At 60.7% G+C, this 26,769-nt stretch carries 23 protein-coding genes; 11 read left to right on the top strand and 12 right to left on the bottom strand.

Translation table 11 applies throughout. From position 1 onward, the window contains the following. Positions 1-40 precede the first annotated feature (40 nt). Complete coding sequence (locus EAY64_RS02305) at positions 41-1,246, top strand: vWA domain-containing protein (RefSeq protein WP_103523170.1); 1,206 nt, start codon at positions 41-43, stop codon at positions 1,244-1,246. Here the strand turns inward: EAY64_RS02305 and EAY64_RS02300 are convergent. Beyond that, complete coding sequence (locus tag EAY64_RS02300) at positions 1,243-4,104, bottom strand: sensor domain-containing diguanylate cyclase (RefSeq protein ID WP_103523169.1); 2,862 nt, start codon at positions 4,102-4,104, stop codon at positions 1,243-1,245. The genes EAY64_RS02305 and EAY64_RS02300 overlap by 4 nt on opposite strands. A 228-nt stretch (positions 4,105-4,332) precedes the next feature. On the opposite strand from EAY64_RS02300, the gene EAY64_RS20765 reads away from it, so the two are divergent. Beyond that, a complete protein-coding gene (locus EAY64_RS20765; RefSeq protein WP_255424530.1) occupies positions 4,333-4,464 on the top strand; it encodes a hypothetical protein in 132 nt (43 codons plus the stop codon). Positions 4,465-4,525: 61 nt separating this feature from the next. Here EAY64_RS20765 and EAY64_RS02295 read toward each other — a convergent pair whose 3' ends face one another. After that, on the bottom strand, positions 4,526-7,732 hold the full coding sequence (locus EAY64_RS02295; protein ID WP_255640322.1) for a DNA translocase FtsK: 3,207 nt from the start codon (positions 7,730-7,732) through the stop codon (positions 4,526-4,528). 190 nt (positions 7,733-7,922) lie between these two features. Then, positions 7,923-10,517, bottom strand: a complete 2,595-nt coding sequence (gene acnB / locus EAY64_RS02290; protein ID WP_103523168.1) for a bifunctional aconitate hydratase 2/2-methylisocitrate dehydratase — start codon at positions 10,515-10,517, stop codon at positions 7,923-7,925. A 180-nt stretch (positions 10,518-10,697) separates the two neighbouring features. Between acnB and gcvA the strand changes: the two genes are divergently transcribed. Beyond that, positions 10,698-11,642 carry a transcriptional regulator GcvA gene (gcvA, locus tag EAY64_RS02285; RefSeq protein WP_103523167.1) on the top strand — a complete coding sequence of 315 codons (945 nt, stop codon included), beginning with the start codon at positions 10,698-10,700 and terminating at the stop codon, positions 11,640-11,642. A gap of 2 nt (positions 11,643-11,644) precedes the next feature. Here the strand turns inward: gcvA and EAY64_RS02280 are convergent, their stop codons facing one another. Continuing rightward, positions 11,645-12,406: a substrate-binding periplasmic protein gene (locus tag EAY64_RS02280; protein WP_103523184.1), complete on the bottom strand. Its 762-nt coding sequence runs from the start codon at positions 12,404-12,406 to the stop codon at positions 11,645-11,647. Positions 12,407-12,551: 145 nt separating this feature from the next. Between EAY64_RS02280 and EAY64_RS02275 the strand changes: the two genes are divergently transcribed. Next, positions 12,552-13,553 carry a class 1 fructose-bisphosphatase gene (locus EAY64_RS02275; protein WP_103523166.1) on the top strand — a complete coding sequence of 334 codons (1,002 nt, stop codon included), beginning with the start codon at positions 12,552-12,554 and terminating at the stop codon, positions 13,551-13,553. 108 nt (positions 13,554-13,661) lie between these two features. After that, a complete protein-coding gene (locus tag EAY64_RS02270; RefSeq protein ID WP_103523165.1) occupies positions 13,662-14,459 on the top strand; it encodes a response regulator in 798 nt (265 codons plus the stop codon). Here EAY64_RS02270 and EAY64_RS02265 read toward each other — a convergent pair whose 3' ends face one another. The 3 genes from EAY64_RS02265 to ppnP form a co-directional block, all read right to left on the bottom strand. Next, positions 14,460-15,299 carry a hypothetical protein gene (locus tag EAY64_RS02265; RefSeq protein ID WP_103523164.1) on the bottom strand — a complete coding sequence of 280 codons (840 nt, stop codon included), beginning with the start codon at positions 15,297-15,299 and terminating at the stop codon, positions 14,460-14,462. Between the two features lie 151 nt (positions 15,300-15,450). After that, positions 15,451-17,040: an EAL domain-containing protein gene (locus EAY64_RS20540; protein ID WP_226034126.1), complete on the bottom strand. Its 1,590-nt coding sequence runs from the start codon at positions 17,038-17,040 to the stop codon at positions 15,451-15,453. 639 nt (positions 17,041-17,679) lie between these two features. Continuing rightward, complete coding sequence (ppnP, locus tag EAY64_RS02255) at positions 17,680-17,991, bottom strand: pyrimidine/purine nucleoside phosphorylase (RefSeq protein WP_103523163.1); 312 nt, start codon at positions 17,989-17,991, stop codon at positions 17,680-17,682. 169 nt (positions 17,992-18,160) lie between these two features. Between ppnP and EAY64_RS02250 the strand changes: the two genes are divergently transcribed. Then, positions 18,161-18,757, top strand: a complete 597-nt coding sequence (locus EAY64_RS02250; protein ID WP_103523162.1) for a hypothetical protein — start codon at positions 18,161-18,163, stop codon at positions 18,755-18,757. Positions 18,758-18,765: 8 nt separating this feature from the next. Here the strand turns inward: EAY64_RS02250 and EAY64_RS02245 are convergent, their stop codons facing one another. After that, entirely contained in the window at positions 18,766-19,866 is a 1,101-nt protein-coding gene (locus tag EAY64_RS02245; RefSeq protein WP_226034125.1) for an HD-GYP domain-containing protein, read from the bottom strand. A gap of 214 nt (positions 19,867-20,080) precedes the next feature. On the opposite strand from EAY64_RS02245, the gene EAY64_RS02240 reads away from it, so the two are divergent. Then, positions 20,081-20,941, top strand: a complete 861-nt coding sequence (locus EAY64_RS02240; protein WP_103523160.1) for a dienelactone hydrolase family protein — start codon at positions 20,081-20,083, stop codon at positions 20,939-20,941. Here EAY64_RS02240 and EAY64_RS02235 read toward each other — a convergent pair. After that, positions 20,938-22,038, bottom strand: coding sequence for an HD-GYP domain-containing protein (locus tag EAY64_RS02235; protein WP_103523159.1), 1,101 nt, complete (start codon positions 22,036-22,038; stop codon positions 20,938-20,940). The two genes, EAY64_RS02240 and EAY64_RS02235, sit on opposite strands and share 4 nt — an antisense overlap. 100 nt (positions 22,039-22,138) lie before the next feature. Between EAY64_RS02235 and EAY64_RS02230 the strand changes: the two genes are divergently transcribed. The 4 genes from EAY64_RS02230 to EAY64_RS02215 all read left to right on the top strand — a co-directional run bounded on the left by EAY64_RS02230 (position 22,139) and on the right by EAY64_RS02215 (position 24,751). Beyond that, positions 22,139-22,804 (top strand): HD domain-containing protein, encoded by a 666-nt coding sequence (locus EAY64_RS02230; protein ID WP_103523158.1) that lies wholly within the window; start codon positions 22,139-22,141, stop codon positions 22,802-22,804. A 217-nt stretch (positions 22,805-23,021) separates the two neighbouring features. Then, positions 23,022-23,225: a cold-shock protein gene (locus EAY64_RS02225; RefSeq protein ID WP_045845074.1), complete on the top strand. Its 204-nt coding sequence runs from the start codon at positions 23,022-23,024 to the stop codon at positions 23,223-23,225. Between the two features lie 137 nt (positions 23,226-23,362). Continuing rightward, positions 23,363-23,917: a DUF1415 domain-containing protein gene (locus EAY64_RS02220; RefSeq protein ID WP_103523157.1), complete on the top strand. Its 555-nt coding sequence runs from the start codon at positions 23,363-23,365 to the stop codon at positions 23,915-23,917. Between the two features lie 78 nt (positions 23,918-23,995). Continuing rightward, entirely contained in the window at positions 23,996-24,751 is a 756-nt protein-coding gene (locus EAY64_RS02215) for a hypothetical protein (protein ID WP_103523156.1), read from the top strand. A 69-nt stretch (positions 24,752-24,820) separates the two neighbouring features. Here the strand turns inward: EAY64_RS02215 and EAY64_RS02210 are convergent, their stop codons facing one another. From EAY64_RS02210 to pflA, 3 genes are all read right to left on the bottom strand, one after another. Beyond that, positions 24,821-25,408 carry a lysophospholipid acyltransferase family protein gene (locus EAY64_RS02210; protein WP_226034124.1) on the bottom strand — a complete coding sequence of 196 codons (588 nt, stop codon included), beginning with the start codon at positions 25,406-25,408 and terminating at the stop codon, positions 24,821-24,823. A 149-nt stretch (positions 25,409-25,557) separates the two neighbouring features. Continuing rightward, positions 25,558-25,827: a hypothetical protein gene (locus EAY64_RS02205; RefSeq protein WP_103523154.1), complete on the bottom strand. Its 270-nt coding sequence runs from the start codon at positions 25,825-25,827 to the stop codon at positions 25,558-25,560. Between the two features lie 139 nt (positions 25,828-25,966). Beyond that, positions 25,967-26,740, bottom strand: coding sequence for a pyruvate formate-lyase-activating protein (gene pflA / locus EAY64_RS02200; RefSeq protein WP_103523153.1), 774 nt, complete (start codon positions 26,738-26,740; stop codon positions 25,967-25,969). Positions 26,741-26,769: the final 29 nt, after the last annotated feature.

Below are 26,769 nucleotides of genomic sequence, written 5' to 3'. Positions count from 1 at the left end.
AGCACCGGGAAATTTCCTTGTCACTCTCCGTGGACTGCCCATGCTGATCGATTTCTTTACCGCCCTGCGCGACGCTGGCCTGCCGGTATCGCTCAAGGAATTCCTGACCCTGCTGCAAGCGCTAAAACAGCAGGTGGCCTTTGGCAGCCTGGACGCCTTTTATTATCTGGCGCGCACCACCTTGATCAAGGACGAAAAGCATTACGACCGCTTCGACCAGGTATTCGGCCATTACTTTCAGGGCAAGGAACTGCTGCTGGATGATCTGCAAACCGAGATTCCGGAAGACTGGCTGCGCAAGCAGGTAGAGAAATTTCTCAGCGAAGAGGAAAAGCAGCAACTACAGGCCCTAGGCTGGGACAAGCTGATGGACACCCTGCGCCAACGGCTGGAGGAACAAAAAGAACGCCATCAGGGCGGCAACAAATGGATAGGCACCGGCGGCACCAGCCCGTTTGGCGCCTATGGCTACAACCCGGAAGGCATCCGTATTGGCCAGGATGGCTCACGCCACCGCCGCGCAGTAAAGGTGTGGGACCAGCGCGAATTCCGCAATTTCGACAATGCGGCCGAACTGGGCAGCCGCAACATCAAGCTGGCCTTGCGCCGCCTGCGCGAATTCGCCCGCGAGGGGGCGGAAGAAGTGCTGGATCTGGATGGCACCATTGCCGCAACGGCACGCAATGCCGGCCTGCTCGATCTGAAAATGCTGCGCGAACTGCGCAATACGGTAAAGGTACTGGTGCTGTTTGATGTGGGCGGCTCGATGGACGACCACATCAAGGCGGTGGAAGAGCTGTTTTCCGCAGTCAAAAGCGAATTCAAGCATCTGGAGTATTACTACTTCCACAACTGCGTCTACGAAACGGTGTGGAAAGACAATCGCCGCCGCCAGGGCAGCAGCCTGTCCACCCACGACCTTATCCACACCTTTGGCAGCGACTACAAACTGATCTTTGTCGGTGACGCCACCATGAGCCCGTACGAAATCAGCTACCCGGGCGGCAGCGTGGAACACATGAACCCGGAGTCCGGTGAAGTATGGATGCGCCGCCTGCTGCAGCAGTTCCGCCATGCGGTGTGGCTCAACCCGGTGGCCGAGCAATACTGGGACTACACCCAATCGCTGCAGATGATGCGCCGCCTGCTGCAGGAGCGCATGTACCCGCTCACTCTGGAAGGGGTGGACCTGGCGATGCGCGCGCTGAAGAAAACCGCCCCGGCCAGTGCCCTGCCCCCACTCTAGTCGGCAGTAAAGCGCTGACCGTTGCCGTCGAAAGCCCGTACCTGATCGCGACCAGCCAGCTTCGCCTCATACAATGCCTGATCGGCGAGCGCCAGCGCCACGCTGGCCTCCTGCTGGTCACGGGCAAAGCAGCTGACACCAATACTCACCCGCACTTGCAGCTGGCCGGCGTCCAGCGCCACCCGGTGGGCGCGCACTGCCTGGCGCAAGCGTTCTGCCAGTGCCAGCGCCCCGGCCATACCACAGCCGGGCAGCAGGACGGCAAACTCCTCACCACCCAGCCGGCCCAGCACGTCAACCTTGCGCACCACCTGCTGGCAGATGTGGGCAAAGTCTCGCAGCACGCGGTCGCCCACGGCATGGCCCCAGCTGTCGTTCACCTGCTTGAAGTGATCGATATCCAGCATCAGCACCGCCACCGGATTGCTGAAACGCTGGAAGCGGACAAACTCTTCCTCCAGTTTTTCCATGAAACTGCGCCGGTTGGCGATGCCGGTCAGTGCATCGGTAGTGGCCAGCAGCCGTAGCGACTCCTCCTGCTGCTTGCGACTGCTGATGTCGCGGTATACCCACAACACACTGCGCAAGCGCCCCTCGATGAAAATGGGCACGTGGTCGCGCTCCAGCATGCGGCCATCGGCCAGCGGCCACTCTTCGCCCAGCACTACCTCACGCGAGCGCTGCAGCTCTTCCAGCCTTTGCAGCAGTCGTGGTGGATCGGCAAACTGCTGCGCTGCAATGGCCGCCACCTTTGCACGCCCCTCGTGCTGGAGCTGTTCCGGGGTATAGCCGGGCAGGAACAGCTGGCAGTACTGCTGGTTTACCAGCACTACCTCGCCGTATTGATCCTCCAGCAGCATGGCGCCATGGAAATTTTCGATGATGGCCAGCAATTGCCGCTGCAGGGTGGCAAGCGCCTCTTCGGCCTGCCGGCGTGCGGTAATGTCATGAATGATGGAAAACAACAGGGTGCGTCCGCCAGATTCCACCGGCGAAGAATGCACGTCCACCGTCCGCAGCTGGCCATTGGCCAGACGGTGGGTGAAGGTGAAATGATTGTGTGCCTGCTGCAAGGCCACGCCCATGGTGCCGCGGATTCTGGCCTCTTCCATCTGGTTGATACTGCTCATCGGCATGCCCACCAGCTCGCCACGGCCATAACCATAAAAGCGCTCGGCCGAAGGGTTGGCATCCACGATCACACCGCTGGCCGGATCCACCAGGATCATCACCGCACCGTGGTTCTGGAACAGCATGCGGAAATGCGCCTCGCTGTTCTCCAGCAGCTTTTGCGCCTGCTTGTGCGTGGTGATGTCCTGCACGGTGCCAACGATGCGACAGACATTGCCATTGCCATCCACCTCGGTGGCCTGGCCCTTGTCCAGAATCCACAGTACCTCGCCATTACGCCGCAGCAGCCGGTACTGGATCTGGTACTGGCCGGCTTCGCGCTTGAGCAGGGCCCGGATATTGTGCCGCACGGTGGCCAGGTCGTCCGGGTGCACCAGCGCCTGCCATTGCCCCGGGTTGTCATGCAGCTCGTGATAGTCATAGCCAACCATATTGACCAGCTGCTGGTTGAAATCCAGCCGACCTAGCGCCACATGCCAGTCCCACAGTCCGATATTGGCGGCGCGCATGGCCATGTCCAGCCGCTCCTGGCTTTCACGCAAGGCTTCTTCGGTACGCTTGCGCTGGGTAATTTCCGAAATCAGCCCGTGCCAGCGTACCGACTGGTCATCCTGCAACTCCGGCGTGGCGCGGGCTTCCACCCAGATCAAGCGCCCATCCGGCAACAAAACACGAAACTCGCTGATCCACGGCAACTGATAGCGTAGCGCCGACTCACTTTCTTCCCGCACCCGCTGCTGGTCGTCCGCAAACACGCGCTGCCATACCAGATCGGCATCCTGTTTGACCTGGGCCGGGGTGACACCAAAAATGGTCATCACACCGTCACTGACGTAGGAAAACCGGCCCCGCCCACGCGGGTTGGACCAGAACTGATAAATCATGCCGGGGATATTGGTGGCAATCTTGGCCAGCCGGTCCTCTCCCTCCACCTGGTTGCTGACATCCATCCAGTAACCCTGCACGACATCGCCAGTCACTTGCTGCACCTGCTCTTCCAACCAGCACCAGTGACCCGCGCCATGCCAGAAGCGATAGCGCCGGCTGCTAAAGCCGCGCTCCTGCCCCAGCCGCCAGTCGCCATCGGCCAGCCCGGCCAGCTCGTCCGGGTGCAGGTGCTGCAGCCACCAGTCCGGCTCCAGCAGAATGTCCTCGGGGAAATAGCCGAGAATGGATGCCACATTGGGGCTGACTTCCACCACCACCCGCGGCTGCTGCGCATGGCAGGCGAAGGCCACCATCGGGCCATTGGCAAACAGGGCATGCTGGCGCGTCATCAGCTGCTGCAGGCGCCTGAACTCGGTCACGTCCTGCATCACCACCATACAGCCGCCAGCAGCTCCTGGCTCGGGCATGGCCGTGATAGACAGATTGACGGTATGCAGCCAGCCATCCTTGCCGCGCAGCGGCCATTCCCGCGTCAGGCTGCGCCCGGGCTGCACTTCGGCAGTGAACACCTCGACAGCGTCCACCGCACGCCCCAGCCGGGCAGCCAGCTGAGCACACTCCTGCTCCAGCAAGTCTGGCTCCAGCAGCATGCTGGGCAGGGCCTGTCCGCACAACTCATCGGCCCGGTAGGCCAGCAGCTTTTCTGCCGCATGATTGAACAGGATGATCCGGCCAGCGGCATCCAGCGCCATCAGCGCGGTGTCCGCGGCATTGAGCATCGACAGCAACAGGTCAGCCGACGGCGGCAGGCCCGGTGGCGCAACCGAAGATGATGACATGCTCAAGACGGTCTCCCGGCATCGATAGGCTGATTCATGCTTTACTTTATAGATGATGTTTGGATTGCTCCGCAAAGTGCTATGAAATTACTGCGCTTTGCTTGAAAAAAATGACAATACCCGCATATTTAGCTTGAGCAATCAGCCAGTTGCACCAACAATGAAGGCAGAGGTCAAGCAAACAAGACCTCAGCTAGCCGAGGGAAGCCCGCCATGGAAACCATACTGATGATCCTTATGATCGCTGCCTTTGCCGTCGTGCTGGGCATGCTGACCGCCCCGCTGGAGAAAAAGCGCGAGCTGATCCCCATCCGTATCCGCAAGGAAGACGAGCAGCCGCGTCGCAGGTCTTCGCGCTAAGCAGACTCACGCGCAAGCAAAAAGGCAGCCACGGCTGCCTTTTTGCATGGTGTGGCCTATCTCAGAATTCGCGCTGCGGCACCAGTACCGTGCGGTTGCCATTGCTTTCCATACCACTGACAATGCCGGCAGCTTCCATTTGCTCGATCAGCCGCGCCGCGCGGTTATAGCCTATGCGCAAGTGGCGCTGTACCGCAGAAATCGACGGCTTGCGCGTTTTCAGCACGATTTCCACTGCTTCATCATAGAGCGGATCGCTCTCGGTGGCTGCCTGAGTCTTGGCGGTGGCTGCAGCCGACTCCTCGTCCGCCTCGGTTTCACCAGTCAGCAAACCTTCCACATAATCCGGCTCGCCCCACTGCTTGAGAAAATCCACCACGGCATGCACTTCGTCATCGGTGACAAAAGCGCCATGTACCCGTTGCGGATAACCACTGCCCGGCGGCAGGAACAACATATCACCCTGACCCAGCAGGCTTTCCGCGCCCATCTGGTCAAGAATGGTGCGGCTGTCGATCTTGCTGGACACCTGGAAGGCAATCCGCGTCGGGATATTGGCCTTGATCAGGCCGGTAATCACATCCACCGACGGCCGCTGGGTGGCCAGAATCAAATGAATACCTGCCGCTCGCGCCTTCTGTGCCAGCCGGGCAATCAGTTCTTCGATCTTCTTGCCAGCCACCATCATCAAGTCGGCAAACTCATCCACCACTACCACAATGAAGGGCAGATTATTCAGCGGCTCCGGGGTTTCCGGCGTCAGGCTGAAGGGGTTAGTCAGGCGGCGGCCGGCGGCCTCGGCTTCGCGCACCTTGTCGTTGTAGCCGGCCAGATTACGCACGCCCAAGGCACTCATCAGCCGGTAGCGGCGTTCCATTTCACCCACACACCAGTTGAGCGCATTGGCGGCCAGCTTCATGTCAGTCACCACCGGCGCCAGCAAGTGTGGAATATCGTTGTATACCGACAATTCCAGCATCTTGGGGTCGATCATGATGAAACGCACTTCGTCCGGCGTGGCCTTGTACAGCATGGACAGAATCATCGCGTTAACGCCCACCGATTTGCCGGAGCCCGTGGTACCCGCCACCAGCAGGTGCGGGGCCTTGGCCAGATCAATAGCCACCGGCTGGCCGGTAATATCCTTGCCCAGCGCCATGGTCAGGCGCGAGGCTGGCTGCTGGAATACGTCGGCGGAGAAAATCTCTGACAACCGTATCATCTGGCGCTTGGCATTGGGCAGCTCCAGGCCCATGCAGGTTTTGCCCGGAATGGTTTCCACCACGCGGATGGAAGCCAGCCCCAGCGCCCGCGACAGGTCTTTCATCAGGTTGACCACCTGGTTGCCACGCACGCCAACGGCCGGTTCCACCTCGTAACGGGTAATCACCGGCCCGGCATAGGCATCCACCACGCTGACCTTGACCTTGAATTCGGCCAGTTTTTCCTCGATCAGGATGCCGCGTTCCAGCAATTCGTCTTCCGATACCACGGTGGTGGCTTCTTCGGCCGGGCGCAGCAGGTCCAGCCCCGGCAGGCAGTCTTCACCATAAATCACCGGCAGGCTGGAACGATGGGCAGCGGCGGGTGGCAAGCTCCATGGCAGCGCAGCGTCCGCCACGCTTGCTGTAGCAGGCGGCTGCGATGCAGCCAGCGGCACCTCCGCAACAGCCTCGACGGCTGCCTCCGCGCTATTGGCGGTAGCCGCAGCAGAGGTTGGCAAATCAGTCTCGTCCAGCAGATGCCACACCAGATTGCTTTCCGGCTTGCTGACTGGCACAGGAGCAGGCGTGCGCTCACTGATCATCGACCACGGCAAGACGGCTTCAGCTGCAGCCGGTGGAGGCAACTCAGTCGGCCGGGCCAGGCTATCCTGCGGCACCGCCTGCTGTCTTTGCTCCGGCCAACGCCACGGCTGGCGCTCGGGCTCGACCAGCGGCGCAGCCGTCACTGCTGCGGGCGTTGAGGTCGCTATGGTCACGGCCAAAGCAGCAGGTATCGTCGGCTGAATCAGGGGCTGCGCCAGCGCGCTTACATCACCAGCTGCCATGTCAACGGCAGGCGGTTCGGCGCTGACGGCGACAGCTGCAGGCTGGCTGCTGGACGACGGGCCTGCGGCCGCGCCCTCCTCCACCTGCGGCAAAACCGCCATCAGGCCATGTGCTTCCACGCCGGCAACAGCTTCGCTGGTCGTAGCTGCAGCGGTGATCACATCTTCTGCCAGCAACTGCTGCGAAGGCAGCGCCGACTGTGCCGCATCCGGCATGGCAAGATCGGGTGCTGGTGCTGGTGCTGGTGCTGCAGTCTCCGCCACAGCCTGAGACAAGGGCGCATCAGGTATATCAGCCAACGACAGGCCAGGCAGCACCGCAGCCGGCGCCAGGGCAGCCGGCGCAAGGGCAGCTGCCGGCTTGGACTGCGGCGGACGCGGCGCGGGCGGGCGGATCCAGCCTTCATAAGCATTGCTGTGGGGCTGTTGTTCGTGCCGGACGATGGCCGGCTCGGGCGGCGGTGGGCTGACCCGCGGCGGTATCGGCTGGGTGATGATCTTGCGCGGAGCCGGATGCACCGGCTGCAGCACCACGGCCGGCTTGACGACCGGGGTCTCATGGCTACGGCGCTTGCTGTGCAGGGCATTGACCTGGGCACGCACTTCATGCGGATCAATCACCGGCAACTGGCGCGGCTCGGGATGGCCAGACAACGACTGGCGCTGGGCCTGGCGACGCAGCGAACCGTGATGCAGATTGTTTTGCAGCTCGTCCAGGCCGATGACCGGGAGATTTCCGCCACGCGGCTGACTGGGCGAGCCTGCTGCCGGCTTGGGTTTGCGATAGCTGCGAACCAGCTCGACATGCGGCAGATCGGCAGCCGGCGCGGCTGGCTTGGCCTGCACACGCGGGGACGGGCTGACCGGCTGCACCGGCACGGCGGCTGCAGCAGCTGCTACCGGCTGAGGCTTGGCAACAATCGGGACAGTCTCCGGCGCGCCAGCTGATGGCGGGGACACGGCGGGCTCATCATCGGCCACCGTGGCATCAAAGCGAATGGCCACCGGCTCGCGCCTGCGCTCGCGAAATGCCGCTGGCGCAATGTCCAGCTCTTCGTCATGACCCGCCCCCAGCACGCGATCCAGCTTCTTCAGCAGGCGCTCACGCTGCAGCGACACCCGCGCACGCCAGGGGTGCCCTGCTCCCAGCTTGCGCCAAGTCACACCAGCCGCCACACCCAACATCATCAGCCCAAGCACAAACCACACGATCAGCAACCTCTTTCCTCATTCTGCCGCAGCGGCGAACAACCAGCGCAAAGCCAGCATCGCAGCGCACGGCGGGGGTAATGCAAAGCGCCGATTGTACCCGGTTTTAACCGCATTTCGCATTGCCACTTCGCGCAAATGGCGGCATGCACAAAAAAACCCCGCACATGGCGGGGTTCCTGTTCAAGCGTCAAACCGGTCAGTTGCTGGCAACAGTCGCCGCGATGTCCTGGTAGTCCTTGATCTTGTCAAAGCTCAGGTAACGGTAAACCTCGGCACCGCTTTCATTGATGATGCCGATATTGGCCTTGTACTCTTCCACGGTCGGAATCTTGCCCAGCTTGGAGCAGATGGCGGCCAGTTCAGCGGAACCCAGGAACACATTGGTGTTCTTGCCCAGACGGTTGGGGAAGTTACGGGTGGAAGTGGACATCACGGTGGCACCTTCGCGCACTTGTGCCTGGTTACCCATGCACAGCGAGCAACCCGGCATTTCGGTGCGGGCACCGGCCATGCCGAACACGCCATAGTGACCTTCGTCGGTCAGTTGCTGCGCATCCATCTTGGTCGGCGGGGCCAGCCACAGCTTGACCGGCAGGTCGCGTTTGCCTTCCAGCAGCTTGGAAGCCGCACGGAAGTGACCGATGTTGGTCATGCAGGAACCGATGAACACTTCGTCGATCTTGGTGCCGGCAACTTCGGACATGAATTTCACATCATCCGGGTCGTTCGGGCAGGCCACAATCGGCTCTTTCACGTCGGCCAGATCGATTTCGATCACGGCGGCGTAGTCAGCGTCGGCATCACCCTTCAGCAGTTCACCGTTGGCGATCCAGTCTTCCATCTTCTTGATGCGACGTTCCAGCGTGCGCGGGTCGGCATAGCCGTCGGCAATCATGGTCTTCATCAGGGTGATGTTGGAACGCATGTATTCGGCGATCGGCTCCTTGTTCAGGTGCACGGTGCAACCGGCAGCAGAACGTTCGGCGGAAGCGTCGGACAGCTCGAATGCCTGCTCAACCTTCAGGTTAGGCAGACCTTCGATTTCCAGTACGCGACCGGAGAAGATGTTCTTCTTGCCAGCCTTGGCCACAGTCAGCAGGCCTTGCTTGATGGCATACAGCGGGATGGCATTCACCAGGTCACGCAGGGTGACGCCCGGTTGCAGTTCGCCCTTGAAGCGCACCAGTACCGATTCCGGCATGTCTAGCGGCATCACGCCGGTAGCCGCAGCAAACGCCACCAGACCGGAACCGGCCGGGAAGGAAATACCAATCGGGAAGCGGGTGTGCGAGTCACCACCGGTACCCACGGTATCCGGCAGCAGCAGGCGGTTCAGCCAGCTGTGGATCACGCCATCGCCCGGGCGCAGTGCAACACCGCCACGGGTGGAGATGAAGGCCGGCAGTTCCTTGTGCATCTTCACGTCCACCGGCTTCGGATAAGCAGCAGTGTGGCAGAAGGACTGCATCACCAGGTCGGCGGAGAAGCCCAGACAGGCCAAGTCTTTCAGCTCGTCACGGGTCATCGGACCGGTGGTGTCTTGCGAACCCACGGTGGTCATTTTCGGTTCGCAGTAGGTGCCCGGACGTACGCCCTGGCCTTCCGGCAGACCACAGGCGCGGCCAACCATCTTCTGTGCCAGCGAGAAGCCCTTGCCGGAATTGACCGGATCCTTGGGCAGACGGAAGCTGGTGGACGGTGCCAGACCCAGCGCTTCGCGTGCCTTGGCGGTCAGGCCACGGCCGATGATCAGGTTGATACGGCCACCTGCGCGCACTTCGTCCAGCAGTACTTCGGACTTCAGCTGGAAGCTGGCCACGGTTGCGCCGTTCTTTTCGATCTTGCCATCGTAGGGGTAGATGTCGATCACATCGCCCATTTCCAGCGCGGATACGTCCACTTCGATCGGCAGCGAGCCGGAGTCTTCCTGGGTATTAAAGAAGATCGGAGCGATCTTGCCACCCAGGGTCACGCCGCCAAAGCGCTTGTTCGGCACAAAGGGGATGTCCTGGCCGGTAGCCCATACCACGGAGTTGGTGGCGGACTTGCGGGAAGAACCGGTACCCACCACGTCGCCCACGTAGGCAACCAGATGGCCTTTTTTCTTCAGGTCTTCGATGAACTGCATCGGACCGCGCTTGCCATCTTCTTCCGGCACGAAGGCGGCACCCGGACGGGTGTTCTTCAGCATGGCCAGATAGTGCAGCGGGATATCCGGGCGGCTCCAGGCGTCCGGTGCCGGCGACAGATCGTCGGTATTGGTTTCGCCCGGCACCTTGAATACGGTAACGGTGATTTTCTTTTCCACTTCCGGACGGCTGGTGAACCATTCGGCATCGGCCCAGCTTTGCAGCACGCCCTTGGCATTGGCGTTGCCGCCTTCGGCCAGTACTTGCACGTCGTGGAAGAAATCGAATACCAGCAGGGTTTTCTTCAGGCCTTCGGCGGCGATGCCACCCACCTCTGCATCAGTCAGCAGGTCGATCAGCGGCTTGACGTTGTAACCACCCAGCATGGTGCCCAAGAGTTCGGTGGCCTTGGCGCGCGACACCAGCGGCGACGCTACCGTACCTTCGGCTACGGCGGCCAGGAAGGAAGCCTTGACCTTGGCGGCATCATCCACGCCCGGCGGTACGCGGAAGGTGATCAGCTCGACCAGCAGATCTTCCTCGCCCTTGGGCGGGTTTTTCAGGAGTTCGACCAGTTGTTCGGTTTGCTTGGCGGACAGCGGCAGGGGCGGAATGCCCATGGCGGCGCGCTCTGCAACATGCTGACGGTAGGCTTCGAGCATAGCTTGGGACCTTTTTGCTTGGGTTGTTTGCAATGAGTCAGCCGCCAGTGCAGGATCAACTGGCGGCAACCGTCCGGGGAGATTTCCTTCTACCCCGTTTTGATTGCTGGAAGATTACGCCGTCTGACCGCCAGTGACAAACGAGTAATCGAAACATCGTCTGTGAGTTATACTCACACCATGAGCACTTACCCCCCTCTCAACGCGCTGCGCATATTTGAGGCTGCAGCAAGGCTGGAAAGCTTTTCCTCGGCAGCCGACGAGCTGTTCGTTACCCACGGTGCTGTGAGCAAGCAGATCAAGCAGTTGGAGGAATGGCTGGGCGTGCGGCTGTTCGAGCGCGCCGGTGGACGGGTAAAACTCACCGACACCGGCTGGCGCTACCTGATCCAGGTGCAGGACGGGCTGGACCTCATCGCCAACGCCACTTCCCAATTGCTGCAGCCGGACAACCAGCGCCGGCTCACCATCAACTCCACCCCCACCATGGCCATGCACTGGCTGATGCCCAGGCTGCACGTATTCCGCGAAAGCTACCCGGACGTGGAGCTGCATCTGGTGACATCCGACCGCGACATCAGCCGGCTGGACAGCCCGTTTGACATCGCCATCCGCCGCGGCCCCGGCGACTGGCCCGGCCATATCGCCAAGCCATTTCTGGAAGAATGCGAGCTGCCGCTATGCTCGCCTGCCCTGCTGAAACGCTTTCCGATCGAAAGCCCGGCCGACCTAGCCCAGCACACCCTGCTGTATGCGGACACCCGCCCCACCGCCTGGCAGCGCTGGCTGACCCTGGCCGGCGTACCGGAACTGAAACCAGCCTGCGGCCTGCACTTCGACCGTTTCTCGCTGGCCTTGCAAGCCGCACTGGATGGCCTGGGCGTGGCCCTGGGGCCGCTGCCGATGGCGCAGTCGCTGGTGGATTCCGGCCAACTGGTGGCGCCACTGTCCAGCCCGGTGGTACCGGTGCGTGACTATTGCTGGATCGTGCCGCGCACGGCATCCGGTGACTCCACCGTGGCGTCCTTTTGCCGCTGGCTGGAGCAGGAATCCGGACAAATGCGCCCGTTTCCGGCCGCCGGACTCAACGACAACATGATTGCCCACGCCTTTCCGGAAGACTAGGATCACTGCGGTATCAGGCCCAGCTGACGCATCTCCAGCGGCGCGGTATCGCGCGGCAGCCATTTATTGTAGATACGGCGAAAACTGCCGTCCTTCTTCATGGCGGCCAGCGCCTCGTACCAGCGCCTGATGGTGCGGGCCGAGGTGCCGCGCGAGAAGGCCAGATACAGCTCCAGCGACTCCAGCACCCTGACCACCTCCACGGCATCTGGCGGCTGATGAATATCTTTCAATACCGAGGCCACCACAAAGCCGCCCTCCACCCACAGATCGTAACGCCCGCCCAGCAGCTTCTGTGCCGACACCTGCGGTGTGGGGGCCAGATCAAGCTCGACAAAGCCGGCAGATGCCGCCGCATCAGCAAAGATACTGCCGCGATACGCCCCCACCGGCCGACTGTAGAGCGCAGGGCCCAAGGCCAGCAGGTTGCCGGCCTCACCCTTGCGTGACAGCAGTACGGTTTGTGATACCGCCACCGGCCCGACCAGCGTCATCAGCTTTTCGCGTGCATCGCTACGCCCCACGGTAAACAGCAATACATTGGGCGTGCTTTCCAGTTCGCGATAGCCACGCGCCCACGGCACAACCTCGATGGCGGTATTGTCATGAATGCGCGCCTGAATCTCCCGCACCACTTCCACGGCCATGCCATCCGCCACACCATTGCGCTGAAAGGTGATGGGTGGCCACTCCTCGGTAAAGATGGACAGGGCTGAAGCCGGCAGGGCAAGGGACAGCAGAATCAGCAACAGGAGAGTCCGCATGGCAGTCATCTCGCTTGGGTGACTATTTATTGATAGCTGTTAGCGCATGACGCTGCAGGCATATTCGTTATAATGTGCGCCTGAGATTGAGCCGCTGCGCCTGAACCCAGCCAGTACCGCACACCCACCGAACGCAAGGAACGCCATGAGCCGCATCACCCTTTCCCGCTTTCTGATCGAACAACAGCGCAAGGCCGGCACCCTGCCGCCCGAACTGCGTTTGCTGATCGAAACCGTTGGCCGCGCCTGCAAGGCCATCAGCTTCTCTGTCAACAAGGGTGCGCTGGCCGGCATCCTGGGTGAGGCCGGTACCGGCAACATCCAGGGCGAAGCGCAAAAGAAACTGGACGTGATCGCCAACGACTTCCTGCTGGATGCCAATGAATGGGGCGGCAGCCTGGCCGCCATGGCCTCGGAAGAAATGGAACTGCCCTACCATATCCCGGGCGAATACCCGAAGGGCGAATACCTGCTGATGTTCGATCCGCTGGATGGCTCATCCAATATCGATGTCAATATTTCGGTCGGCACCATTTTCTCCATCCTGCGCTGCCCGGCAGGCATCGACCACCCCACACCGGAAGCCTTCCTGCAACCGGGGACCGAACAGGTCGCCGCCGGTTATACCGTATACGGCCCGCAAACCATGCTGGTGCTGACTTTCGGCAGCGGCGTGCACGGCTTCACGCTGGACCGTGAACACGGCTCCTTCGTGCTGACCCACTCCGACATGCAAGTACCGGAAAGCACCCAGGAATTTGCCATCAACATGTCCAATATGCGCCACTGGGAAGCCCCGGTTAAGCGCTATGTGGATGAAATGCTGGCCGGCAAGACCGGCCCGCTGGGCAAGGACTACAATATGCGCTGGGTGGCATCGATGGTGGCCGAGGTGCATCGCATCATCACCCGTGGCGGCATCTTCATGTACCCGAAGGATGCTCGCGATCCGGACAAGGCCGGCAAGCTGCGCATCATGTACGAAGGCAATCCGATGGCCTTCATCATCGAGCAGGCTGGCGGCGCCGCCACCAACGGCTATCAACGCATCATGGAAATCCAGCCCAAGGGGCTGCATGAGCGCGTAGCAGTCTTCCTCGGCTCCAAAGAAGAAGTTGAACGCATTACCGCTTACCATCAGCAGTAATCAACCAGTCAACCCTGCCTCCACGGCAGGGTTTTTTCATTGGCGGCCATGACAGCGCCGCCAAAGCGCCTATATTGGTACATAGCTACACAGAAAACGGAAAAGCGCATGCTGTCCATTCAACACTTGATCGTCGCCCTGGCAGAAAGCTCGTCGGTTCAGGCACAAATCATTCGCAATGCCCTGTCCGAACTCGGCATTACGCGCATGGAAGTATTCGAAACCGGGGAAGCCTTGCTGGAATACATCGGCAAATACAAGCCGGACGTGGTGATGAGCGCCTTCCATCTACCCGACATGACCGCCGGAGAGATGATTTTCCGCATGCGCGGCCACCCGGAACTGCGTGACCTGCCGTTCATCCTGGTTTCCAGCGAAACCAATCCCGACCTGATCGACCCCATGCGCCAGGCCGGCCTGATGGGCATACTGCCCAAACCCTTCGACCTGCCCCAACTGCGCAAGGTTATCAACGACACCATGGATTTTCTGGCGGCCAACCAGAATGACACCGACAGCGACCTCGACTACGCCGATCTCAACATCCTGGTAGTGGACGACAGCGTGATGGCGCGCCGCCACATCCGCACCGTACTGGAACGGCTGGGTTTCGAAAAAATCACCGAATCCTGGAGCGGCAAGGACGCACTGCCGCTGATAGACAGCACCCTGTTTGACCTGGTACTGACCGACTACAACATGCCAATGATGGACGGCTGCGAGCTGGCCAGCTATATCCGCACCCGCAGCATGCAAAGCTCGGTGCCCATCATCATGATTTCCAGCGAAGAAAACATGGAAAGACTGGCCGCCGCCGAGGCCGCCGGGGTATCCGCCATCATGGGCAAACCATTTGAAACCTCGGCCGTGCGCCAGGTACTGCGCACGCAATTGGCGCAGCGCTGATCAGCGCGGCATCACCCACACCAGGCGCGAGCCGCCCTGTGCATCGTTGACTGCCTGCCGCCGCCAGTAGCCCGCCGTGGCGTACTGGCCTGGCAGGGTAGCCATGCCATCCAGACGGCAATAACTCACTTCCTGATAGCCGGCTTGCAAAAGCTGGCTACGCCCCTTCTGCCGGCTCTTGGCACAGGATGGATGCATGGCCAAGGCCACACTGTCTGATGGGGCTGTACTCTCCCAGCCCCGCACCAGCTGCAATCGCGGCTGCGTCATCAAGGCCAGTCCATTCAACACTGCCGTTAGCAAGCCACGCCACTCCGCAGCAACCGCCGCCAGCGGCTCAGCCAATTCGCCCGGATAGCTCACCAGCAAAGCCAGGCTATCCTCGACATCCGCCAGCCAGTCGGCACCTGCCAACGAGAAATCTGCCCGCAATAGCAGCAAGGCCACTTCCTGGCGATCCGGCACCTGCATGACGAAAGCTCCGCCCTCGGCACCATCGACATGCAGATAAAACGCCGCAGCCGGCAACTGCAGTCGGTCGGGCAGATTGCCGGGCACGCGGGTATGCCGCAACGCCTGCATCAAACCATCTTCCAGATGTGCCATCACCTTGCCATGACGGCAGAACTGCCCATAGGCATCGGCCAGCCGCTGCTCGCTGGCAGTGCGCTCCGCGACTGCCGGATAAACCTGAGCGGCACGCGCCAGCTCGCGCTGCACCAGCTCCTGCACTTGCTGCTGTGCAGCGGCCTGCTGCACCTCCCGCCCATATAGTTGCCCGACACGCTTGGCCCATGGCCGTGTTGCCGCATAGCGCTGCACTGTGTAAATCATCTCCATCAAGCACCCCGGACGAGAAAAAAGGGCCGCATTGTAAGCGCAAGCGCCATACCGCCGCCAGCCCGGCATCTTCTTATCAGCACGTGCAAGACGGCCCAAAAGCAAAAAGGCCAGACAGTTTGTCTGGCCCTTCACATTCATCCGGCTAGTGTCAGCGATCGGTCGCCTCAGCCCTGCCCACACCAGCAGTCGCGGGCACCCGGTCCTGGGTAATGCCGGAGTACAACCACTGCCGGAAGTGATTCAGCGTCATCGGTTTGCCAAAATAAAAGCCCTGCAGGAATTCGAAGCCCTTGACCGACAGGTAGTTTTGCTGGCCCTGGGTTTCCACCCCTTTCACAATCACCTGCACACCGAGCTGATGCGAGGTCTGCAGCAGGCCATCCAGGATATTGGTCTTGAAACTGTCCTTGCCCAGGGCCGATACATAGCCCTTCTCCACCTTCAGGTAGTCAAAACCCCAGCGCCGCAGATAATTGCGGTCGGCGTGGCCGATACCAAAATCATCCAGCGCCAGCTTCACGCCCATCTGGCGCAAATCCTGCACTACACGATGGGTGACCTGATGCTCGGGCAGCGGAAAGCGCTCGGAGACTTCCAACACCAGCACAGCTTTTTTCTCGCGCAATACCGCCAGCAGAATCTTGCAGTCTTCCACCAGGTCCGGCATGCCCAGATGTTCGGCAGCGATATTGATGCCGACAAAGAAACCGGGCGGCAAGGCAACCTGTTTCAGCTCCTTGGTCACACGGCGGATCAGGTAGCGGGTGAGCGGTACGATCAGCCCGGCATCTTCGGCTGCCGGAATGAACAGATCAGAGCGGATGGCCCCCTGCACCGGATGGCGCCAGCGCGCCAGCACCTCCACCCCGACACACTCGCCATGCTCTGCCGTGACAATGGGCTGGTAGTGGGTAAAGAATTCGCGGTTACGGATACCCTGGGCAATCTCCCAGCCCGTGGAATTACGTGCCACCTCGCGCCGCAACAAGGACCAGGCCAGCACCAGCCCTGCCAATACCGCCAGCAGCAAGGTGTCCGGCCGGCGCAGCAACGAGCCTTCCAGCACGGATAGCCAGGACTCCTGCATCACGATGCTGAACTGGCCGCTGGGTGCGGGCAGGCTGAAGCTCAGCCCCTGACCGATGCTGTCATCCATGGGACGCACCTTGCCATCAGCCGCCAGGTATTGCTCACCCAGCACCATATAAGCCTGCATGTCGCCGGATGCGGCTTGTTGCAGCAGATTGACGAAGGCATCGCCGCCCAGTTCGATCATGCTGACACCATAGCCATGGCGCTGCAGCCGTAGCGAGGCCTTGGCATCGCGGCTGCCGCTAAGCAGCAACACCCGGCCATCGTTTGGCAGAGCCGGCACATCCTGCCGCGACAAATCGGAAGTACACGCCGTGCCATCCGCCCCTACACGCAGGGCATAGCGGGCATGCGGGGTGGACTGCACCACCGAGGCCAGCATCTGGCGTGGCAGATCACAGGCCGCACTGACCGGCACGGCATCGATCCGGCCCAGCGCGCCATTGGCCAGGCCGATCTGTTGATCCAGCTGTTGCGTCAGCAGGCTGACCCGCTCATGCAGCTCGGTGCGATCCTGCTGCCAGGTCACCAGCAGCGACAGCAGCCAGCCAGTCAGCAGGCATGACGCCAGCGCAGCGGAATAAACAACCGCCGGTTTGGGTGACAATGCATAACGCGACCATAGCGTCCTGACTTTTTTAAGCATCCACTTGTTCCAGTCACCATGCCCATGGCTGGTTGATCATGGCAGGTCGCCCGCTGACAGCGCCTGGCCTGGTTATTGTCATCATAGCTCTTATTACCCTTAACCCAAGCGGGACAAGGTTTGCAAGGATATCCTTTCGGATAAGGCAGGAAAAGCGTAGTTTTGCTTATAACAGCTTGCGCAAGCCCTGCCAGCCACTGCAACCCTTCCCATGCCCTGTCCGACAATACACAGCAAACAGCCTGCCAGTTGGTGACTGTATCACCATGCAGAACTGCTCGCCGCGCAGATGGCAAGCCAAAGACAAGACAGGCGGCGGGCAATGCACAAGGGCAAAATGGCGCCGTCCAGTGTAACTGTGAAATGTGACGAGTATTATCGAGCCGTAGCTTATAAGCTTGGCTATCAAAATGGCGTAGTTTTCCTCAGGCACTTGCCTGCACAGGCATTACTAGGACCGGACAAGCAGACAGCACGCCGCAGCAGGATTTTTCATCCGCACCATCTGCAGCACACCAGCCCATGGCACCGAGACAAGACAAGCCGGTGGCCGCCGCAATAAAAATGCCGGCAGTCGAGGACTACCGGCATGGTTACATCATTTTCAGCGAGGCCGCAGCCTCATGCCGCCGTAACGGTTCAGCCGAAATGACACACGTAGTGCAGGGTTTCCAGCACTTCAATCTGGAAGGAGCTGTCGCCAGGCACATTGAAACTCTGGCCACCCTGATAGCTTACTGCTTCGCTGCTGCCGGCCAGGGTGATGCGGCACTGGCCTTCCAGCAACTCCATGATTTCCGGTGCACCAGTATTGAACAGCAGCTTGGACGGCAGGATAACGCCTACCGATTTGCGAGTGCCATCGGCCAGGGTGATGCTATGGCTGACACATTTGCCGTCAAAATAAACATTGGCACGCTTGGCCACGCTGACATTATCGAACTGTTCCATGGGTTTCCTTTGCTCGTGTTTTTGTTATCAACGATAAAATGATCGGCTAGCATACCCGAATCCGCACAGACGGCAAGGCGCATGAATGCGTCGCTACCCACCGCAACGCACGCCCTGCCGCATGTCATACTGAGCGCTTGTCCCACCCAATACCAAGGAGCCCGGACCCATGGCCATCCTCCAGCGCAGCTGCCTGCTGCTTGGCGTCAGCCTGCTCTCTGCCTGCACCACCATGGCAGATCGACTACAGGGCAGCATCACCCCTCCCCCCGGCTATGGCTATGCCATCGTATCGCTCACTGCACGCGCATTTGACCAGGACTCGGCCAATACCGGCATGCACATTGTCGACAGTCAGGGCCAGACCGTGGCCAATGGCCGCGCCAGCATGAATACCGATACGGTATTCGGCGAGGAAGGCATGAGTCCGGTCGATGGCCGGCTGCAATTGTTTGCCTTGCCACCGGGGCATTACCAGGTGGCGGATGCCTGGGGCAACTGGATAGAAGAGTCGGGCTGGGGCAGCCAGTGGCGCTCGGTCAGCATGCCGATCCACGCTGGCTTCGACATCAGTGCCGGCAGCAGTGTCTATCTGGGAGAGGTGTTTCTGGACTTGTCACTGCGCCCGGAAATGAAGCTGAGCAATCAACAGAAACGAGATTTCGGCCATATGCGCCGGGTGTGGAAGGTGCAGGACCTGAGCCATGTGGAGATCCGGCCCTTGCAACTGCCCGCTGCCGCCAATCCAGGCACAGCTGCACCCTGAATACCGGATCAACCCAGTCGCGAAGTCCACAAGCGGGTCAGATAGGCCGGCTTGACGGCAGCGCTGGCCGCCGCCACCGCTTCCACCACGCGATAAGCCGGCTGGCGGGTGTCACGCAGCAGCACGTCAGCATAAGGCGGGCCATCCAGTTTGCGTAAGGCAGCCACCCGCGGCTGATTGGCCTTGTCGCCACTATGGGTCACCACGGCAATTTCATTATTGGCCAGCCGCACAAATGTACCTGGCGGATAAATACCCATTTCCTTGATCAACAAGGACACCAGCGCGGGCGCAAATTGCCCCAGCTCGCCGCGAAACAGGCTGGCCATTACCAGCGATGGCAACACGGCATCTTGCTGCAAGTGCTCGCACAGATGGTCGACAAGTGCCAGCAAGCGGGCATCCGGATGAATCTCCTCGCCGCACAAGCCGGCCGGATAGCCCTGACCATCATCCTGTTCGTGGTGGGTCTGCACCAGCAGATGCCAGTGCTCATCCACCACCCCGGCTTCGCGCAGAATGGCCGAACTCATTACCGGGTGGGCATACATCTCGTCCTGCTGACTCAGCGTCATGGCCTGTCGCTGCACACCCAGCTGGTTTAACAGCTGACTGATGGCCACATTCATCGACAAACCAGCGCACACCAGGCTGTGCAGCCTGGACGGCTCCAGCCCCAGCCGCCGCCCCAACAGGGCCAGCAGCGTGGCCACCTTCAGGCTATGCGAGCGGACCGGCACCAGGAACAGCGAGGCCAACATGCCATCGCGAAAGCGCTGCGTGAGTAACAGCAGCTCTTCGGCCATTTCCTCCAGCCGTCCGGCCAGTCCCGGCACCGCCAGGCCATGCAAGAGCAAGGCCTCCAGCCGCCCCGCCATGAAGCCGACTTCCACCAGTGGATTCTTGGGAACCATGCTGGCGGCTTCACGTTCACGCTGCGCCGCCCGGTCCAGCCGTTCACGCTCCAGCCTGACCGCCACTTCCTCAGCATCGCCGTGCGCTACATCCATCAGCCGCTCGCGCTGCTCGGGCGTCAGCACATAATGGCCTTTTTTCAGCAGCAGAAAGCCGTTTTTGGCATATACATCTACGGTAAGCTGCTCTCCCACGCGCAGAAAACTGCCGGGAAGCTTTATCTTGGATGGCGGCTGGGACATGGCAGAGAATGGGTAACCGGATCTAGACTGTATTTTAATCAAACAACGCCCTTGACGCCGACAAACCACGACGCAGGCGGACGCTGGAGCGGCATTGTCGCCAAGCCCGCAGCAAACCACAAGTCCTGACAGCAGTAATCGACAGGACTCACCGGAGCAAGCCCGTATGGATAATTTCAACCCACCGCGCCGCGCTTTCATTCAGGGCGCGCTGGCCGCCGGTTTTGCATTGGCCGTACAGCCGGTGGCTGCCGGCAGCATCGCCACCGACAGCCGGGCGCTGGACAGCGGCCTGGCCGGCATTCCGCTGGACGATGGCATCCTCCCCGTTTATTTCGCCCGCCCAGCGGCCAGCGGCAGCCTGCCGATCGTGCTGGTGGTGCAGGAAATTTTTGGTGTGCACGAACACATTCGTGACATCTGTCGCCGCCTGGCCAAGCTGGGCTATCTGGCGGTGGCTCCCGAGCTATATTTTCGCCAGGGCAATCCTGCCGCCAGCCCCGACATTGCCAGCATCATCAAGGACATCGTCAGCAAGGTGCCAGACGCACAGGTGATGCAGGATCTCGACGCCACGCTGGGCTGGGCTGCCGCCCATGGTGGTGATGCCAGCCGGGCGGCCATCACCGGTTTTTGCTGGGGCGGACGCATCTGCTGGCTGTATGCCAGTCACAACCCACACCTGAAAGCCGGGATCGCCTGGTACGGCAAGCTGGAAGGCACCCACGATGCACTGACGCCAAGCCAGCCGGTCGATGTGGCAGCCAGCCTGAGCGTACCAATACTGGGCCTGTACGGCGGGCAAGACAGCAGCATTCCCCAGGACACCGTTGAGCACATGCGGCAAGCCTTGCAGCAAGGGCAGAGTGGCTCGCAAATCGTGGTGTACCCGACCGCCGGCCATGCCTTCAACGCCGATTACCGCTCCTCTTACCAGGCGGCTGCGGCACAGGATGGCTGGCAGCGGCTGCAGGCCTGGCTGGACAGCCATGGCATGCAGGCCAGCAAGCCAGCGACTGCCGATTAGGTGGCAGACTGCTCCAGCATGCGGCGAATGACCTGATTGAAGGGATCAAGCCAGGCCCGCTCGAACTGGTCGTCCGCCGCATTCAGTTCTGCCGCCGCCCGCAGCATGGAGCGGCGCTGCCCGCGGTGGGCATGCTTGAGCATCACCGCCTCGAAAGCATCCACCAGAGCCAGGATGCGCGCCCCCTGGCTGATTTCACCACTGGCCAGGCCATAAGGATACCCTTCGCCATCCGGTGTTTCGTGGTGTTGCAGCACCATCAGCGCCGCCTCTTCCCAGCCTGGCATCCGTCCCAGCAAACCAGCCACCCAGGCTGGGTGCAAAGCCATCAACCGGCGTTCGTTGTCATTGATCTGCCCCAGCTTCAGCCATACCGCCTCCGGCAGGAACATCATGCCGACATCGTGCATGTATACCGCTGCCTCCAGCTGCTCGGCGTCCACCCAGCCACCAGCCTGCCGGTTCAGTTCCAGCGCCAGCTTGAGATTGCGCTCGGTGCGGCCGAGAAATTCCGGCATGCGCTGTTCCAGTTGCAGCGCCAGGGTGCGAAACAGCAGCATGTCCTGCTGGCGCGACTGCAACACCGACTTCACCCCTGTCGCCACCGCCGGTGCTTCACTCTTGCCCTGAACACCCACCATGGCGGCCACCAGCCGCGAACAGGTCGCCAGCAGCGAAGGCAGCGGCAGGCTTTCCAGCGAACGCAGGGTCTCCAGCAGGGTATGCATCTGTCCCTCATCCACCGGCCGCGCACTGGCGATCTGCGCCATGACCAGTTCGATGCGGTCCAGCACCAGCAACAGCACGTCGCCCATCACCTCCTGATATAACAGCTCGCCGTTGCGCAGCCGGGCCAGCAAGCCCTCCAGCGCATGGGCAAAGGGCACCACGAACATCACCCGGCACAGCCCGGCATCGCCCTTGATGGTATGCATCAGTCGGAACAGGTCCCCCACCAGCTCGGGCGATGACGGATTCTGCCCCAGCTGTGAAGCCAGTTTCTCGATTTGCGGTGCATAGTCGGACAGCACGTCGCGGAAGTCCTGAAAGCCTTCCGCGTCTTCCCGCACAAACTGCAGTTGCACTTCATCGCTCATGACATGCTCACATGGTGGCCTGATGTCATTGCACTATAAATCATCAGACAGCGTCCAGCGGGCACAATCCATCTGCGCAAGCCCAAACCACAGGCGTATGATGAGCGCCCCCAGCTCATTCTTTGCCGGAGTCGTCACCGTGACCCCCTCTTTTGCCGTATTGCAAAAACAGATCGATTTCATTCTGGAGGTCGACAAGCTCAAATCCGTGCTGCGCAAGACCAAGCCGCTTGGACTGGATCGCTATGAGAATTCGGCCGAGCACAGCTGGCAGGCCGCGCTGCTGGCGCTGAGCATGGCGCAGCACGCGCCGGTACCGCTGGATATCGACAAGGTGATCCGCATGCTGCTGATTCACGACCTGGGCGAAATTGATACCGGCGATGTCATTGTCTACGCCGAAACCGACAGCGCGGCGCGCGAAGCGGAAGAGCTGGCCGCCATCCGCCGCATCTGTGGCCTGCTGCCGCCAGAGCAGGCCGACGGCCTGGTAGCGCTGTGGCAGGAATTTGAGGCGCGGCAGAGCGCCGAGGCGCGCTTCGCCCGCGCCATGGACCGGCTGATGCCCATTCTGCTCAATCTGAGCCGCCAGGGCCAAAGCTGGCGTGAAAACGGCATCAGCAAGCAGCAGGTGCTGGCCATGGCAGTCAGCAAGGTAAGCGATGGCTGCCCGCTGGCCGGCCAGTGGCTGCTACAGGCACTGGACGCGGCGGAACAGCAGGGTTTCTTTGCCGCTGCCGACACTGCCGACAGACAGAAACCATAATCAATACAATGTTTTTCGCCAGGTATGATCACAAACCGGTGGCATTGGCCGCAGAAAATACTTGCCAACATTCGCAACAATGGGCAGTATGCCTGCCTGCAGGATGCTCAAGTTGTGGATGTGTAGTTGTCGTAGTGGCATTTAGTCCGTACCTCAGTCGCCATTTCCCTTGAACTTCATGCGTTTTATCAACTTGCTCGTTTTGAGGATAAACAAAATGGCAACCGGTACCGTTAAGTGGTTCAACGACTCCAAAGGTTTTGGCTTCATCACTCCGGATGAAGGTGGCGATGACGTATTCGCTCACTTCTCCCAAATCAATGCTAAAGGCTTCCGCACCCTGGCTGAAAACCAGCGCGTAAGCTTCGACATCGTTGATGGCCCGAAGGGCAAACAGGCCTCCAACATCCAGCCGCTGTAATCTTCTTAAAGATTACTCGCTGATGAAAACCCGGACTCGTCCGGGTTTTTTTGTTTTAGCGCGCCAGACTTGGCGTGCACCGCCTTGCGGCATGCCTTAACATTTACTCCTATCCCGTCATTCCAGAGTCAGTCCACATGCAAACGCCTACCCACGACGAAGTCATCGCCAGCACCCGCGAATGGCTGGAAAAAGCCGTCATCGGCCTTAACCTCTGCCCTTTTGCCAAATCGGTCTACGTCAAGAACCAGGTCCGCTTCGTGGTCAGCGATGCCACCGAACCGGCCCAGCTGGCCGAAGAGCTGGCCAAGGAATTGCGCCTGCTGGCTGACAGCAGCCCGGAAGAAATCGACACCACGCTGCTGATTCATCCCTATGTGCTGCAGCGCTTCCTGGATTTCAACGAATTCCAGGATATCGCGGATGCCATCGTGGAAGAGCTGGAACTGGATGGCGTACTGCAGGTGGCCAGTTTTCACCCCAAATTCCAGTTTGGCGGCACCGGCATCAATGACATCGGCAATTACACCAATCGCTCGCCCTGGCCGACCCAGCACCTGATCCGCGAAGCCAGCATCGACCGTGCGGTTGAGGCCTTCCCCGAAGCCGAAGCCATTTTCGAGCGCAATATCGACACCGTCACCAAGCTTGGCATCGAAGGCTGGCAAGCCCTGTTCGCCCCCAAGCACTGACGCCCGGCCGCCAGGCCTTATTGCTCAAGCACCGGCCACGGGGTACAACAACACATCTCCCTCTCCACCGAGGTCAATATGAAGATGTTGCGTTGCGCCCTGTCGCTGCTCGCCTGCCTGCTGCTGACACATTGCAGCAGCACACCGGTCCGCAAACCAGTACAAGGCGACAGCTTCAGCTCCGCCGAGCTGGGACAAAGCGCCGCCAACCGCGTTGCCAACCTGGCCATGCGCGACAATCTGGCCAGCCTGCAAACCCTGCTGGACAAGCTCTATCGCCGCAATCCTTCCCAATGGCAAAAAAGTGGTGCCGCCAGCCGCGATGCGGCCATTGCCCAGGTCATGACAGCCATCCGCAACAACAGCCAGCTCCCTGCGCTGGGGCAGGTTCGCTCGACAGCTGCGCTGACCACGGCCTTCGACCCGCAATTCAGCGGTGATCGCGCCGGTACGCTGATTTTTGGCCTGGGCAGCATGCTGGTCGATGTCTATGGCGGCCGCACCGAGCTCTACCTGGTACACGGGCTGGATGCGCAACAGCTGGCCAATGCCGCCTACAACGTGGAAGTTGCTTCCTGGCTGCTGGGCCGCCGCCAGAATGCCGACGGCAGCCCCTTGCTGCTGGCCAATGAAATAAATAACCAGCAGCGTAACCTCTCGTTTGAACGCGAAATGGGCAAGATCATGGCCCGGCTGGAATTACTAGCCGAACTGTCCGATGAAAAACTGCGGCGCAGTGCCATCGATTTTGGTCAGTCATTGGTCGCCGGCCCCTTCCTGCAGTTCCTGCCGGTGTCCGCCGTCAGTAGCGCCATTCCCGCCGCCAGCCACTGAGCTTGTAGCCTGCGCCATAAAAAACCCGCCGGGCCAAGCCGGCGGGTGTGATTGAGCACAAGACAGCAATCAGTGCTGATCGGGGTGCTTGCCCACCTTGTCGCGATAGAAATCCTGAATACGCGGCATGTCCGCAGCGATGTCCCCCGTAGGGTAAAACACCGGCCCAAAGCCACACACCTTGCGCGCATAATCCATATAAGCCAGCACGATCGGCACCTGGGCGCCGCAGGCAATATGATAGAAGCCGGTTTTCCATTCCTTCACCCGCTGGCGGGTACCTTCCGGCGGAATGGCCACCACTAGCTGCGCCGACTGCTGATAGACCGTCACCATCTGCTGTACCAGCGAGTTGTTGCGGCTGCGCATGACCGGGATACCGCCCAACCAGCGCATTACCGGCCCCAGCGGCCCCCAGAACAAGGTGTGCTTGCCCATCCAGTACAGTTTGGCGCGCAAGGCGAAGCAGACGCCCAGCGTCAGCGGAAAATCCCAGTTGCTGGTATGCGGTGCCGCAATCAATACGTATTTGGGCAGATCGGGAAAGTTACCCTCAATACGCCAGCCACGCAGGCGTAACAGCATGATGGACAGAGCGCGCATGAAATTGCGCAAGAGCGGAGTATCAAAAATGGTGTAGTGCATGGAGTCCGGCATGAGGGCAGGATCCGCGCTACGGATGGCGGGCAGCCCTCCGGTCAGAGGCCTGCCTTGACGATGGAAAACGCGGACTGTACCGGATATGGCCACGCGGGTAAATCAGAATCATGCCACCAGCCCGCCTGCATGCGACCAGCGGCAGCTTGCTAGGCGCGCTGCAAAATTTCTTTCAAGTCTTTTTGTACGTCCCAGAAGGTGACGTCAGCATCGTAAACGCCCAGACAGGTGGGCTTGGCCAGATAGCGCTGAGCGTTGCGGCTATCCATGGAGCAGAACAGCAGACGCTCCTTTTCCCAGATCACGATGCACTGACCCTTTTTGGACAGACGATCGATCAAGGTGCTGATCTGCTCGCTGATAACCCGGGCCGAGAGGTTTGCTCCATACTTGCCGGATTTGGAAAATTCATTATTCATCACTTCGGACAATCTTATCTGGGTTGGTCAATGACTCACCCGTCGTATTATCCGCAGCCACCAAACAATACCTATCAGACGTTTCGGAAAGATAGCCTGCGACTTTAAAACCTCGCCCAAGCTTCATCCGCCAGGCATTTCAGCACACTGTCAGCCCGCGGGCAGCAAACAGGGCTCGCGCCGCCGCTACCGCCACGGCATCCGGGGTAGGGGTATCTGCCAGCGGATAGGCCATGCCCAATTGCGCCCATTTTGCCGCACCCATCTGGTGAAAAGGCAGTACTTCCACCCGCTGCACAATACTGCCCAGCTCCGCCACATAGTCTGCCAGACGGGCAATATCGTCCGTGGCATCAGTCAAGCCCGGCACCAGCACGTAGCGTAGCCAGATGGGCTTGCCAAGGCGCTTCAGGCGCTGGGCAAAATCCAGCGTTGGCTGCAAGGGCTGGCCGGTAATCTGCTGGTAGCGTTCCGGATCGCTGTGCTTGATGTCCAGCAGAACCAGGTCCACCGCCTCCAGCCAGCCGTCACTGACACTTTCATGCAGAAAACCCTGGGTATCCAGTGCCGTGTGCAGGCCATAGCGCTGTTTGATGCCCCGCAGTAGCGCACCAACAAACTCCGGTTGCATCAGGGGTTCGCCACCGGAGATGGTGACGCCGCCGGCAAACTTGAGAAAACCAGCATAAGGGGCCAGTTCGGCCAGCGCCTCATCCACAGTCAGTTGCCGCCCGGCATGCAGCTTCCAGGTATCGGGGTTGTGGCAGTACTGGCAGCGGAACTGGCAGCCGGACATGAAAAAGACAAAACGCATGCCAGGACCATCCACGCCGGCACCGCTCTCGGTCGAGTGCACATAACCGGAAAGCTGGCCCTGACTGAGCGGAGCCGTGACGCTGTGCTGTTGAGACATGATTCACTCCTGACATGAAAAACCCGCCC

The sequence above is a fragment of the Aquitalea palustris genome, assembly GCF_003693445.1.
In the GTDB taxonomy this organism is placed as follows: domain Bacteria; phylum Pseudomonadota; class Gammaproteobacteria; order Burkholderiales; family Chromobacteriaceae; genus Aquitalea; species Aquitalea palustris.
This window is presented reverse-complemented; position numbering and strand designations above follow the sequence as displayed.